The sequence below is a fragment of the Pseudomonas sp. efr-133-TYG-103a genome (assembly GCF_030209235.1).
Lineage (GTDB): Bacteria > Pseudomonadota > Gammaproteobacteria > Pseudomonadales > Pseudomonadaceae > Aquipseudomonas.
On record NZ_JARVSK010000006.1, the window covers coordinates 75820 to 87128 of the forward strand.

Consider the following 11309-nt stretch of genomic DNA (forward strand, 5'->3'; position numbering starts at 1 on the left):
TTTTTGCTGCTCAGCTAACGAATATGACCCCCCTAGAAAGCTATCAGAACGACCTTAAACGCCCCGAGTTCTTTCACGACGCCGCGCAGGAAAATGCGGTGCGTCATCTGCAGCGCCTGTACGACGACCTGATCGCTGCCCATGAGAACAAGCCTGGCCTGTTCGGCAAGCTGTTCGGCAAAAAGGAAGCCGTGGCGGTCAAGGGCCTGTATTTCTGGGGCGGCGTGGGGCGCGGCAAGACCTATCTGGTCGACACCTTCTTCGAGGCGCTGCCGTTTCAGGACAAGATGCGCACGCACTTTCACCGCTTCATGAAGCGTGTGCACGAAGAAATGAAAAACCTGAAGGGCGAAAAGAACCCGCTGACCCTGATCGCCAAGCGCTTCTCCGAAGAAGCCCGCGTGATCTGTTTCGATGAGTTCTTCGTGTCTGACATCACCGACGCCATGATCCTCGGCACGCTGATGGAAGAACTGTTCAAAAACGGCGTGACCCTCGTAGCGACCTCCAACATCGTGCCTGACGGGCTCTACAAGGACGGCCTGCAACGTGCGCGCTTCCTGCCTGCCATCGCGCTGATCAAGCAGAACACCGACATCGTCAACGTCGACAGCGGCGTGGATTATCGCCTGCGTCACCTGGAGCAGGCCGAACTGTTCCACTTCCCGCTCAACGAGGCGGCGCAAGAGAGCATGCGCAAGAGCTTCCGGGCGTTGACGCCTGAATGCACGAAGGCGATCGAGAATGACGTATTGATCATCGAGAATCGCCAGATCAAGGCGCTGCGCACGTGTGACGACGTCGCCTGGTTCGATTTCCGCGAGCTGTGCGACGGTCCTCGCAGCCAGAACGATTACATTGAGCTCGGAAAAATCTTCCATGCCGTGCTGCTCAGCGGTGTAGAGCAGATGAGTGTGACCACCGACGACATCGCCCGGCGCTTCATCAACATGGTCGACGAGTTCTACGATCGCAACGTCAAGCTGATCATTTCTGCGGAAGTCGAGTTGAAAGACCTGTACACCGGCGGTCGCCTGAACTTCGAGTTTCAGCGTACGTTGAGTCGTCTGCTGGAAATGCAGTCCCACGAGTTCCTGTCCCGCGCGCACAAACCCTAGTAGCAGCCGCAAGCTGCGAATCGTAGGAGCGCGCTTGCCCGCGCTGGCGATGGGTCGGTCAGAACAAGGTCGTCTGACACAACGCTACCGCGGGCAAGCGCGCACCTACAGTCTGGTTTTTTCAGGCTGCCTGCTGAAACTGCTGGCGGTACTGGTTCGGCGACAGATCAGTGTGTTGTCGGAACAGGCGCGCGAAGAAGCTCGCATCGTCGTAGCCGACTTCATAGCTGATGGTCTTGATGCTTTTGCGCGAACCTGACAGCAGTCCCTTGGCGGTTTCGATGCGCAGGCGCTGCAAATAGTGCAATGGCTTGTCGCCGGTTGCGGTCTGGAACCTGCGCATGAAGTTGCGAATGCTCATGCCGTGTTCCCGAGCGACGTCCTCGAAGCGGAATTTGTCGGCGAAATGCTCTTCGAGCCAATGCTGAATCTGAAGGATGATCACGTCCTGATGCAGCTTCTGTCCCCCAAAACCCATGCGACCCGGCGCATAGCTGCGCTGCACTTCATACAAGATGTCGCGCGCGACGGTCTGCGCCACGTTAGGGCCGCAGAAGCGTTCGATCAGATAGATATAAAGGTCGCAGGCTGAGATCGTGCCGCCTGCGCAGTACAGGTTGTCGGCATCGGTCAGGTGTTTCTCCTGGTTGAGCAGCACCTTGGGGAATCGCTCGGCAAATTCATTGAAGAAGCGCCAGTACGTGGTGGCTTCCTTGCCGTCGAGCAGCCCGGCTTCGGCCAGCCAGAACACGCCGCTGGCTTCGCCGCAGAGAACGGCTCCCCGAGCATGTTGCTCGCGCAGCCAGGGCAGGATCTGCGGATAACGCTCACGCAGTGTGTCGAAATTGTCGACGAAAGCGGGAAGGATGATGATGTCGCTGTCATCGAGCACGCCGTCGACTGGCAGCACGACCTCACTGAAACTGCGCACCGATTGACCGTCCGGGCTGACCAGACGCGTTTCGAAAGCGGGGTTGAGGCCCTGGCCCAATTGCTTGCCATAACGCAGGCTGGCCAGGTGGAAGAAGTCCTTTGCCTGGGTGAGGGTAGAGGCAAAAATTCCGTCGATCGCAAGGATACTGACGCGCCGCAACGGCACGGTGGGTTGAGTAGACATAATCTGTTGTTCTTATATGGGAAAGTGGTCATGCAACGGCGTGATCGTCTTATTTTTTGTCGGATGTGTCCAGTGTCGTCGTCAATCCGCTCGGCATACGCTCATGCTCCAACTCTGTCCGACAATCCCGCCAGCCCAAGGTGTCCCATGCTTCCAAGAACACTCTTCAGTGCCGAACACGAGCTCTTCCGCGACAGCGTCCGCAAGTTTCTCGAGCAGGAAGCCGCGCCCTGGCACGCGCAGTGGGAGAAACAGGGCCACATCGACCGCACGCTCTGGAACCGCGCAGGCGAGCAAGGCATGTTGTGTTCGCACCTGCCGGAGGAGTACGGCGGCATGGCTGCGGACTTCCTCTACACCACCGTCGTCATCGAAGAAATCTACCGGCTGGGCCTGACCGGCATCGGATTTTCCCTGCACTCGGACATCGTGGCGCCCTACATCCTGCATTACGGCAGCGAGGCGCTTAAGCAGAAATACCTGCCGAAAATGGTCTCGGGCGAACTCGTCACCGCCATTGCCATGACCGAACCTGGCGCCGGGTCTGATCTGCAAGGCGTCAAGACGACTGCGGTGCTCGACGGTGACGAGTACGTCATCAACGGCTCCAAGACCTTCATCACCAACGGCTTTCTGGCGGACCTTGTGATCGTGGTGGCGAAAACCGATCCAAAGGCCGGCGCGAAGGGCACCAGCCTGTTCCTTGTGGAAGCGGGCACGCCAGGGTTCGAGAAGGGCAAGCGTCTGGAGAAGGTGGGCATGAAGGCGCAGGACACGTCGGAATTGTTCTTCCAGGACGTGCGAATCCCTAAGGACAATCTGCTGGGCCAGGCGGGAATGGGCTTCGCGTATTTGATGCAGGAGCTGCCGCAGGAGCGCCTCACGGTCGCCATCGGCGCCATTGCGTCGGCTGAAGCCGCGCTGCAGTGGACGCTGGAGTACACCCGTGAACGCAAGGCGTTCGGTCAGGCGATCGCGGATTTCCAGAACACGCGCTTCAAGCTGGCCGAGATTGCCACTGAAGTGCAGATCGGCCGCACGTTCATCGACCGGTGTCTGGAGCTGCATCTGGAGGGCAAGCTGGATGTGCCCACTGCCGCGATGGCCAAGTATTGGTCAACCGACCTGCAATGCAAGGTGCTCGATGAGTGCGTGCAGTTGCACGGCGGCTACGGCTTCATGTGGGAGTACCCGATCGCACGTGCCTGGGCAGACGCGCGGGTGCAGAGGATTTACGCGGGAACCAACGAAATCATGAAGGAGATCATTGCGCGCTCGCTGTAGGGAGAGGGCATAAACACTGTGGGAGTGAGCTTGCTCACGAAAGCGGCGGTTCTGTCACAGCAATGGTGACTGACACAATGCCTTCGTGAGCAAGTTCACTCTCACACGTGCTGGCTGACCCGTTAAATCAGGACAAGCCGATGTATCGATTCACGGCGCAGGGTTGGGCTGATCCTTGTGAATCGCTTCGATCCCCGCCAGCACTTCCTCAGACAACACCAGCTCGGCGCTGGCCAGGTTGCTCTCCAGCTGTTCGAGCGTGGTGGCACCGATGATGTTGCTGGTCACGAACGAACGGCCCGTGACGAACGCCAGCGCCATTTGCGCCGGATCAAGGCCGTGCTCGCGCGCCAGTGCCACGTAGCGAGCGCACGCTGCTTCCGACTGTGGGTTGAAATAACGCGTGAAGCGGCTGTACAGGCTCAGACGACCTTTGGCCGGACGCGCGCCGTTTTCGTACTTGCCGGACAGCATGCCGAACGCCATCGGCGAGTAGGCCAGCAGGCCGCATTGTTCGCGAATGGCGACTTCGGCCAGACCGACTTCGAAGCTGCGGTTGAGCAGGTTGTAAGGGTTCTGAATCGACACCGGCCGGGTCAGGTTGTGGGCGCGGGATTCGGCCAGAAAGGTCATGGCGCCCCACGGCGTTTCGTTGGACAGCCCCGCGTGACGGATTTTGCCTGCCTTGACCTGTTCATCCAGCGCTTCGAGCACTTCGAGCAACGGTGTGAAGTGTTCGTCGCTGTGGGTATAGCCCAGCTTGCCGAAGAAGTTGGTGCTGCGTTCCGGCCAGTGCAATTGATAGAGATCGATGTAGTCGGTCTGCAGGCGCTTGAGGCTGGCGTCGACCGCGGCGACGATGTGGTCGCGGTTGAATTTCAGATGACCGTCACGCACATAGTCGATGCCGTTGCCCGGTCCGGCGATCTTGCTGGCGAGGATCCAGTCGGCGCGATCGCCCGATTTCTTGAACCAGTTGCCGATAATGGTCTCGGTGCTGGCGTAGGTTTCTTTTTTCGGCGGGACCGGATACATCTCGGCCGTATCCATGAAATTGATCCCCGCCGCCTTGGCGCGTTCGATCTGGGCGAAGGCCTCGGACTCGCTGTTCTGCTCGCCCCAGGTCATGGTACCCAGGCAGATTGCGCTGACGTTGAGGTCGGTTCTACCCAGTTTGCGATAGTCCATCTGGCTCTCCTTTTGAAAAGAGCCATAAAAGCAGGTTGAAATTTTTTTCGCAATCTGCATAATTCCGCGTCTCTTTGTCGTGGGAGTGATGCCCCGCGCCACAAGACACCGCTGCGATCGAACGCGCTGACCCGAGCCCCCTATAGCGTTCGTGCCCGGCGGCCTTTGACTTGTCAAAGACCGTACTAATGAGTATGCTCCGCCGTCTATTTTTCAGGGCGGCCTTTGAGGCTATAAAGAATGAAAACTTTTACCGCTAAACCGGAAACAGTAAAGCGCGACTGGTTCGTCGTCGACGCTGCTGGCCAGACCCTGGGTCGTTTGGCCACCGAAATCGCGAGCCGTCTGCGTGGCAAGCACAAGCCGGAATACACTCCGCACGTCGACACTGGCGACTACATCGTCGTGATCAACGCTGAGCAAATCCGTGTCACCGGTGCCAAGACCTCCGACAAGATCTACTACTCTCACTCCGGTTTCCCGGGCGGGATCAAGTCGATCAACTTTGAAAAGCTGATCGCCAAAGCTCCTGAGCGCGTGATCGAGACCGCGGTCAAAGGCATGCTGCCTAAGAACCCGCTGGGTCGCGACATGTATCGTAAGCTGAAAGTCTATGCGGGCGCTGCACACCCTCATACTGCTCAGCAGCCCCAAGAACTGAAGTTTTAACGGAATAGTTCATTATGTCGGCGACTCAAAATTACGGCACTGGCCGTCGCAAGACCGCAACCGCACGCGTTTTCCTGCGTCCGGGCACCGGTAACATCTCTATCAACAACCGTTCCCTGGACACGTTCTTCGGCCGTGAAACTGCCCGCATGGTAGTTCGCCAGCCGCTGGAACTGACCGAGACTGTCGAAAAATTCGACATCTACGTCACTGTCATCGGCGGTGGTGTGAGTGGTCAAGCTGGCGCAATCCGCCACGGTATCACCCGCGCTCTGATGCAATACGACGAAACTCTGCGTAGCGCTCTGCGCAAAGCAGGCTACGTCACTCGCGACGCTCGCGAAGTTGAACGTAAGAAAGTCGGTCTGCGTAAAGCGCGTAAGCGTCCGCAGTACTCGAAGCGTTAATTCGCTTTTCGTTCAAAAAGAACGCTCAGTTTCCGCTTGGAACTGGGCGTTTTTTTATGGGCGTCTATTATTGTCTGTGACAACACGACTCATCCGTGGACGCCGCGATCTACAAGGCTCCCTGATTTAGCCAAACGGTAACTCCCTTGCAGCCAGGAGGGCTTTTTACTTACCATTCGGCGGGTTTTTTTGACAGCTAGAACAATAATTCCAAAAGAAACCCGGCCAAGCGGGTTTTCGAAAAGCTGATGGGAGAGGACGCAATGAGCAATGACGGCGTGAATGCAGGCCGGCGTCGCTTCCTTGTCGCAGCCACTTCTGTGGTAGGCGCAGCAGGAGCGGTTGGAGCTGCGGTCCCGTTCGTGGGGTCATGGTTTCCCAGCGCCAAAGCCAAAGCCGCAGGCGCTCCCGTGAAGGTCAACATCAGCAAGATAGAGCCCGGCCAGCAGATGATTGCCGAGTGGCGCGGGCAGCCGGTCTTCATCGTGCACCGCACGCCGGAAATCCTCTCCAATCTGGGCAAGATTGCCGGCCAGCTTTCCGATCCCGAATCCAAGAACTCCACTCAGCCTGCTTACGTCGACCCTGTCGTCCGGTCGATCAAGCCCGAAATGCTGTTATTGATCGGCATCTGCACTCACTTGGGATGCTCGCCCACCTTTCGCCCTGAAGTCGCTCCGGCCGATTTGGGCAAGGACTGGGTAGGTGGTTATTTCTGTCCTTGTCACGGCTCCCATTACGACCTGGCCGGGCGCGTCTACAAGGCGCAACCTGCACCCCTGAATCTGCCAGTGCCGCCGCATTCCTACGAGTCGGACTCAATCATCGTCATTGGTGTCGATCAGGAGAAAGCGTAATGAGCAAGTTCATGGACTGGATCGATGCGCGCTTCCCCGCGACCTCCATGTGGGAAGACCATCTCAGCAAGTATTACGCCCCGAAGAATTTCAACTTCTTCTACTTTTTCGGCTCGCTGGCGCTGCTGGTGCTGGTGAATCAGATCGTCACCGGGGTCTGGTTGACGATGAGCTATACCCCGTCGGCGGAGGAAGCGTTTGCGTCCGTCGAGTACATCATGCGCGACGTCGAATACGGCTCCATTTTGCGCCTGTTGCACTCCACAGGCGCGTCGGCGTTCTTTATCGTCGTCTACCTGCACATGTTCCGCGGGTTGCTTTACGGGTCGTATCAGAAGCCGCGGGAGTTGGTCTGGATCTTCGGCATGCTCATCTATCTGGCGCTGATGGCTGAGGCCTTCATGGGCTACCTGTTGCCGTGGGGCCAGATGTCGTACTGGGGCGCACAGGTGATCATTTCGCTGTTCGGCGCGATTCCGGTCATTGGCAACGACCTGACCCAATGGATTCGCGGCGATTATCTGATCTCGGGCATCACGCTCAACCGTTTCTTTGCGCTTCACGTCGTTGCACTGCCCATTGTCATCCTGGGGCTTGTCGTGCTGCACGTGCTGGCGCTGCACGAGGTCGGCTCCAACAATCCGGACGGCGTGGACATCAAGAAATACAAGGACGAAAACGGCAAGCCCCTGGACGGCATCGCGTTCCATCCGTACTACACCGTGAAGGATATCGTCGGTGTGGTGGTGTTCCTGTTCATTTTTTGCTCAGTCGTATTCTTCTTTCCCGAGATGGGTGGCTACTTCCTCGAGAAGCCTAACTTCGAGCAGGCGAACGCCTTCAAGACGCCGGAACACATTGCGCCTGTCTGGTACTTCACGCCGTTCTACGCGATCTTGCGAGCGATCCCCGACAAGCTTCTGGGTGTCATGGCGATGGGCGCCGCCATCGCTGTACTGTTCGTCTTGCCGTGGCTGGATCGCAGCCCGGTGAAATCCATGCGATACAAGGGATGGCTGAGCCGGATCTGGTTGCTGCTGTTTTGTGTGGCCTTCGTGATTCTCGGGATTCTGGGTGTGCTGCCGCCCAGCCCGGGGCGTGCGTTGCTGTCGCAGGTGTGTACGTTCGTGTACTTCGCCTACTTCATCCTGATGCCGTTCTACACGCGCATGGAGAAGACGAAACCGGTTCCGGAAAGGGTGACTGGCTGATGAAAAAGCTACTGGCTGTTTTGTTGCTGGCTGCACTCCCTGTCCTGTCTTTGGCCGACGAACACGGCGGCCCGGAGTTGGAAAGCGTCGATATCGATGTCGCCGACAATGTCGCGATGCAGGACGGCGCCCGGACGTTCGTCAACTATTGCATGGGCTGTCACGGCGCCAAATTTCAGCGGTACGAGCGAGTGGCCGACGACTTGGGCATTCCTCACGAGCTGATGCTGGAAAAACTGGTCTTCACCGGCGCCAAGATCGGCGATCACATGAGTTCCGGCATGCAGCCTGCGGACGCCAAAGTGTGGTTTGGCGCTGCGCCGCCGGATCTGACCCTGGTGGCACGCGTGCGCGGCACCGACTGGCTTTACGGGTATCTGCGCTCGTTCTACGAAGATCCCGCGCGGCCTTGGGGCGTCAACAACAAAGTGTTTCCCAATGTCGGCATGCCTAATGTGCTTGAGGGGTTGCAGGGCCGTCAGGTGATTGGCTGCAAGCAAGTGCAACTGGTCGAGGACGGCAAGAAGCAGTATGACCCGCTGACCGGCTCGCCGCTGACCCACGAGGCGTGTGATCAGCTCACCGTCTTGCCGAAGACGGGCACCCTGACCGAAGAGCAGTTCGATCAGAAGATCAAGAATCTGGTGACGTTCCTTGCCTACTCGGCGAACCCGGTGAAGTTGCAACATCAAAGAATCGGCACTTATGTGCTGCTCTATCTGGCGGTCCTGTTCATATTTGCGTACCTGCTCAAGCGCGAATACTGGAAGGACGTGCACTGATCGAAGATGGGTATCGCTGACGCAGAACGCGCTCCGCAGAGCCTCGTTCGGGTAATGCACGCAGAGCAGGTATAGTGGCGGGCGAAAGATTGCAGAATTTACTTCGAGTAAATGAGCTATCTTGTCGCCCGCGACGGACACCTGCCACTGTGGATGTTGCCGGAGGCGCCTTCGGGGCGCGTTCGTTTTTTCTGCTTTTGAATATTAAACAAGCGAGGAGGATCGCCATGGGCGTGACCAACCGGTTGGCCTGTTACTCCGACCCCGCCGACCACTATTCCCATCGCGTGCGCATCGTGCTCGCCGAGAAAGGTGTCAGCGCCGAGATCATTGATGTTGTAGAGGGTCGTCATCCGGCCAAACTGATCGAGGTGAATCCGTACGGCAGCGTGCCGACCCTGGTTGATCGTGACCTGGCGTTGTACGAGTCGACGGTGGTGATGGAATACCTGGATGAGCGTTATCCGCATCCGCCTCTGCTCCCGGTTTATCCGGTCGCGCGTGCCAATAGCCGTTTGCTGATCCACAGGATTCAGCGTGACTGGTGCGCGCTGGTGGATGTGATTCTGGATCCGCGCAGCAAAGAAGCTGTCCGGGCCCAGTCGCGCAAGGAACTGCGTGAAAGTCTGACCGGCGTTTCGCCGCTGTTTGCTGAGAAGCCTTTTTTCCTCAGTGACGAGCAAAGTCTGGTCGACTGCTGTCTATTGCCCATACTCTGGCGCCTGCCGATTCTGGGTATCGAATTGCCGCGGCCTGCCAAGCCGCTGCTTGATTATATGGAGCGCCAGTTTGCGCGTGAGGCCTTCCAGGCAAGTCTGTCTGCTGCCGAACGTGACATGCGCTAAGGCCTAAGGAGCCGTTTGATGAACTCCAGTCGCCCCTATCTGATCCGCGCTCTTTATGAGTGGATCGTAGATAACGATTGCACGCCGCACATTCTGGTCAACGCCGAATACCCGGCGGTACAAGTCCCTCAAGGCTTCGCCAATGATGGCCAGATCGTTCTGAACATTTCGCCAAGCGCCGTACGCCATTTGCACATGGACAACGACGCAGTGAGTTTCGAAGGCCGCTTCGGCGGTGTTCCCCACAGCCTGTACGTCCCTGTCTCGGCCGTCATGGGGATTTACGCACGCGAGAATGGCCAGGGCATGGTGTTCGATCTCGAACCTGCCGTGGATGACGACGAAGATCTGGATGTCGATGACGACATGCCGCCGCCGGACGACGAGCCACCACGTCCGACCGGTCGGCCGAGTCTGAAAGTGGTCAAATAACGACTGCGCTGCAACGAAAAAAGGCGATCCCGAGGGATCGCCTTTTTTATTGCGTATCGATTGAAGCGGCAGGAGCGCGCTTGCTCGCGGTGGCGTTGAGTCAGTGACCGTTCGCTGAATCTCACACCGCGATCGCGAGCAAGCTTACTCCCACAGGGGTGTGAATCAGTCGATGTACTCGAACAGCTTCACGATCTTCTGCACGCCGGCCACGCCTTGCACCAGATTGGTCGCGCGGTTGGCTTCAGCCTGAGTAAGCAGGCCCAGCAGGTAAACGATGCCGTTCTCGGTCACCACTTTGATTCGCGAACCCGGGATCGCGCTGTCAGTCAGCATCTCGGTTTTGATCTTGCTGGTCAGCCAGGCATCGTTGCTGCGGGCCAGCAGCGAGGAGGGCGCGATGACCTGCAGCTCGTTGTCGACTTTCTTGACCTTCTGCACCTGGCTGGCGGTCTGCTCGGCCAGCTGCTTGAGGTCGGCCCGAGGCGTCTGACCGGCCAGCAGGACCACACCGTTGAAGCTGGTGACGACGATGTGCGAGTTGTTGTCCAGATCAGGGCTGGCCTTGGCGATGTTCACCGACACTTTGGTCTCGATCAGCGAGTCGTCGATCTTGCTGCCCAAGGTGCGAGTGCCACGGTCATCATCGATGGGCGCTTCACGGCTGGCGTTGACCACAGAGCTGCATCCGCTGACGCCCAGGCAGAGCGTCAGACCCAGCAGGCAGAGGCGTTTGGATATCATTCTTCACTCCCGAACAATTGGCTGTCGATCAAATCGCAAAGGCAATGGATCGCCAGCAGGTGGACTTCCTGAATACGAGCGGTGACCTTGGCCGGGACGCGGATTTCGACGTCTTCAGGCAGCAGCAGTGAGGCTACATCGCCGCCGTCGCGACCGGTCAGGGCTACGACAATCATTTCACGATCATGTGCGGCCTGGATGGCCTGGATGATGTTCGCCGAATTGCCGCTGGTGGAGATCGCCAGCAGCACGTCGCCAGGTTGACCCAGCGCGCGGATCTGTTTGGAAAAGACTTCGTTGTAACTGTAATCGTTGGCGATCGAGGTGATCGTCGACGTGTCGGTTGTCAGCGCAATGGCCGGCAGGCTTGGACGTTCGCGCTCGAATCGATTGAGCAACTCCGACGAAAAGTGCTGCGCGTCGCCGGCGGATCCGCCATTGCCGCAAGCGAGCATTTTGCCTTCGTTGAGCAGCGCGTTGACCATCACCTGGCTGGCTTGCTCGACGTAAGGTGCAAGAACGTCCATCGCCTGCTGCTTGGTATCGATGCTGGCCTGAAAAAGCTGGCGAATTCGGGATTGCATGTCCATCTATGTAAACCTTAATAGGGGCAGCGGGTCGGGTGACGTTTGAAGTGTGTCATCGGCTTCCCGGC

At 58.2% G+C, this 11309-nt stretch carries 13 protein-coding genes; 9 read left to right on the top strand and 4 right to left on the bottom strand.

Annotation, left to right across the window (positions count from 1 at the left end; all coding sequences use genetic code 11):
* Positions 1-23 precede the first annotated feature (23 nt).
* A complete protein-coding gene (gene zapE, locus QRN36_RS05195) occupies positions 24-1118 on the top strand; it encodes a cell division protein ZapE (protein WP_093461864.1) in 1095 nt (364 codons plus the stop codon).
* A gap of 121 nt (positions 1119-1239) precedes the next feature.
* Here the strand turns inward: zapE and QRN36_RS05200 are convergent, their stop codons facing one another.
* Positions 1240-2136, bottom strand: a complete 897-nt coding sequence (locus QRN36_RS05200; protein ID WP_285423266.1) for a GlxA family transcriptional regulator — start codon at positions 2134-2136, stop codon at positions 1240-1242.
* Positions 2137-2382: 246 nt separating this feature from the next.
* Between QRN36_RS05200 and QRN36_RS05205 the strand changes: the two genes are divergently transcribed.
* Positions 2383-3519: an acyl-CoA dehydrogenase family protein gene (locus QRN36_RS05205; protein ID WP_285423086.1), complete on the top strand. Its 1137-nt coding sequence runs from the start codon at positions 2383-2385 to the stop codon at positions 3517-3519.
* A gap of 150 nt (positions 3520-3669) precedes the next feature.
* On the opposite strand, the gene QRN36_RS05210 is transcribed toward QRN36_RS05205, so the two are convergent.
* Entirely contained in the window at positions 3670-4707 is a 1038-nt protein-coding gene (locus QRN36_RS05210) for an NADP(H)-dependent aldo-keto reductase (protein WP_093461858.1), read from the bottom strand.
* 240 nt (positions 4708-4947) lie between these two features.
* Between QRN36_RS05210 and rplM the strand changes: the two genes are divergently transcribed.
* The 7 genes from rplM to QRN36_RS05245 all read left to right on the top strand — a co-directional run bounded on the left by rplM (position 4948) and on the right by QRN36_RS05245 (position 9910).
* Positions 4948-5376 carry a 50S ribosomal protein L13 gene (gene rplM, locus QRN36_RS05215; protein WP_062384256.1) on the top strand — a complete coding sequence of 143 codons (429 nt, stop codon included), beginning with the start codon at positions 4948-4950 and terminating at the stop codon, positions 5374-5376.
* Positions 5377-5390: 14 nt separating this feature from the next.
* Positions 5391-5783, top strand: a complete 393-nt coding sequence (rpsI, locus tag QRN36_RS05220) for a 30S ribosomal protein S9 (protein ID WP_062384252.1) — start codon at positions 5391-5393, stop codon at positions 5781-5783.
* Between the two features lie 263 nt (positions 5784-6046).
* Positions 6047-6640 (top strand): ubiquinol-cytochrome c reductase iron-sulfur subunit, encoded by a 594-nt coding sequence (gene petA, locus QRN36_RS05225; RefSeq protein ID WP_093461856.1) that lies wholly within the window; start codon positions 6047-6049, stop codon positions 6638-6640.
* On the top strand, positions 6640-7851 hold the full coding sequence (locus tag QRN36_RS05230) for a cytochrome bc complex cytochrome b subunit (RefSeq protein WP_285423087.1): 1212 nt from the start codon (positions 6640-6642) through the stop codon (positions 7849-7851). The genes petA and QRN36_RS05230 overlap by 1 nt, the downstream gene beginning before the upstream one ends.
* Positions 7851-8633: a cytochrome c1 gene (locus QRN36_RS05235; RefSeq protein ID WP_285423088.1), complete on the top strand. Its 783-nt coding sequence runs from the start codon at positions 7851-7853 to the stop codon at positions 8631-8633. The genes QRN36_RS05230 and QRN36_RS05235 overlap by 1 nt, the downstream gene beginning before the upstream one ends.
* Before the next feature lie 227 nt (positions 8634-8860).
* Complete coding sequence (locus QRN36_RS05240) at positions 8861-9478, top strand: glutathione S-transferase N-terminal domain-containing protein (RefSeq protein WP_093461848.1); 618 nt, start codon at positions 8861-8863, stop codon at positions 9476-9478.
* 18 nt (positions 9479-9496) lie between these two features.
* Complete coding sequence (locus tag QRN36_RS05245) at positions 9497-9910, top strand: ClpXP protease specificity-enhancing factor (protein WP_093461845.1); 414 nt, start codon at positions 9497-9499, stop codon at positions 9908-9910.
* Between the two features lie 165 nt (positions 9911-10075).
* Here the strand turns inward: QRN36_RS05245 and QRN36_RS05250 are convergent, their stop codons facing one another.
* Both QRN36_RS05250 and QRN36_RS05255 read right to left on the bottom strand, forming a co-directional pair.
* Complete coding sequence (locus QRN36_RS05250) at positions 10076-10654, bottom strand: BON domain-containing protein (RefSeq protein WP_285423089.1); 579 nt, start codon at positions 10652-10654, stop codon at positions 10076-10078.
* Positions 10651-11244 carry a phosphoheptose isomerase gene (locus QRN36_RS05255; protein ID WP_285423090.1) on the bottom strand — a complete coding sequence of 198 codons (594 nt, stop codon included), beginning with the start codon at positions 11242-11244 and terminating at the stop codon, positions 10651-10653. Before QRN36_RS05255 ends, QRN36_RS05250 begins: the two co-directional genes overlap by 4 nt.
* Positions 11245-11309 lie beyond the last annotated feature (65 nt).

Coding starts and splice junctions, on each gene's coding strand:
- QRN36_RS05205 (WP_285423086.1), top strand. CDS start 2,383: ATGCTTCCAAGAACACTCTTCAGTGCCGAACACGAGCTCTTCCGCGAC.
- QRN36_RS05235 (WP_285423088.1), top strand. CDS start 7,851: ATGAAAAAGCTACTGGCTGTTTTGTTGCTGGCTGCACTCCCTGTCCTG.
- rpsI (WP_062384252.1), top strand. CDS start 5,391: ATGTCGGCGACTCAAAATTACGGCACTGGCCGTCGCAAGACCGCAACC.
- zapE (WP_093461864.1), top strand. CDS start 24: ATGACCCCCCTAGAAAGCTATCAGAACGACCTTAAACGCCCCGAGTTC.
- QRN36_RS05240 (WP_093461848.1), top strand. CDS start 8,861: ATGGGCGTGACCAACCGGTTGGCCTGTTACTCCGACCCCGCCGACCAC.
- QRN36_RS05245 (WP_093461845.1), top strand. CDS start 9,497: ATGAACTCCAGTCGCCCCTATCTGATCCGCGCTCTTTATGAGTGGATC.
- QRN36_RS05230 (WP_285423087.1), top strand. CDS start 6,640: ATGAGCAAGTTCATGGACTGGATCGATGCGCGCTTCCCCGCGACCTCC.
- QRN36_RS05250 (WP_285423089.1), bottom strand. CDS start 10,654: ATGATATCCAAACGCCTCTGCCTGCTGGGTCTGACGCTCTGCCTGGGC.
- QRN36_RS05255 (WP_285423090.1), bottom strand. CDS start 11,244: ATGGACATGCAATCCCGAATTCGCCAGCTTTTTCAGGCCAGCATCGAT.
- petA (WP_093461856.1), top strand. CDS start 6,047: ATGAGCAATGACGGCGTGAATGCAGGCCGGCGTCGCTTCCTTGTCGCA.
- QRN36_RS05210 (WP_093461858.1), bottom strand. CDS start 4,707: ATGGACTATCGCAAACTGGGTAGAACCGACCTCAACGTCAGCGCAATC.
- rplM (WP_062384256.1), top strand. CDS start 4,948: ATGAAAACTTTTACCGCTAAACCGGAAACAGTAAAGCGCGACTGGTTC.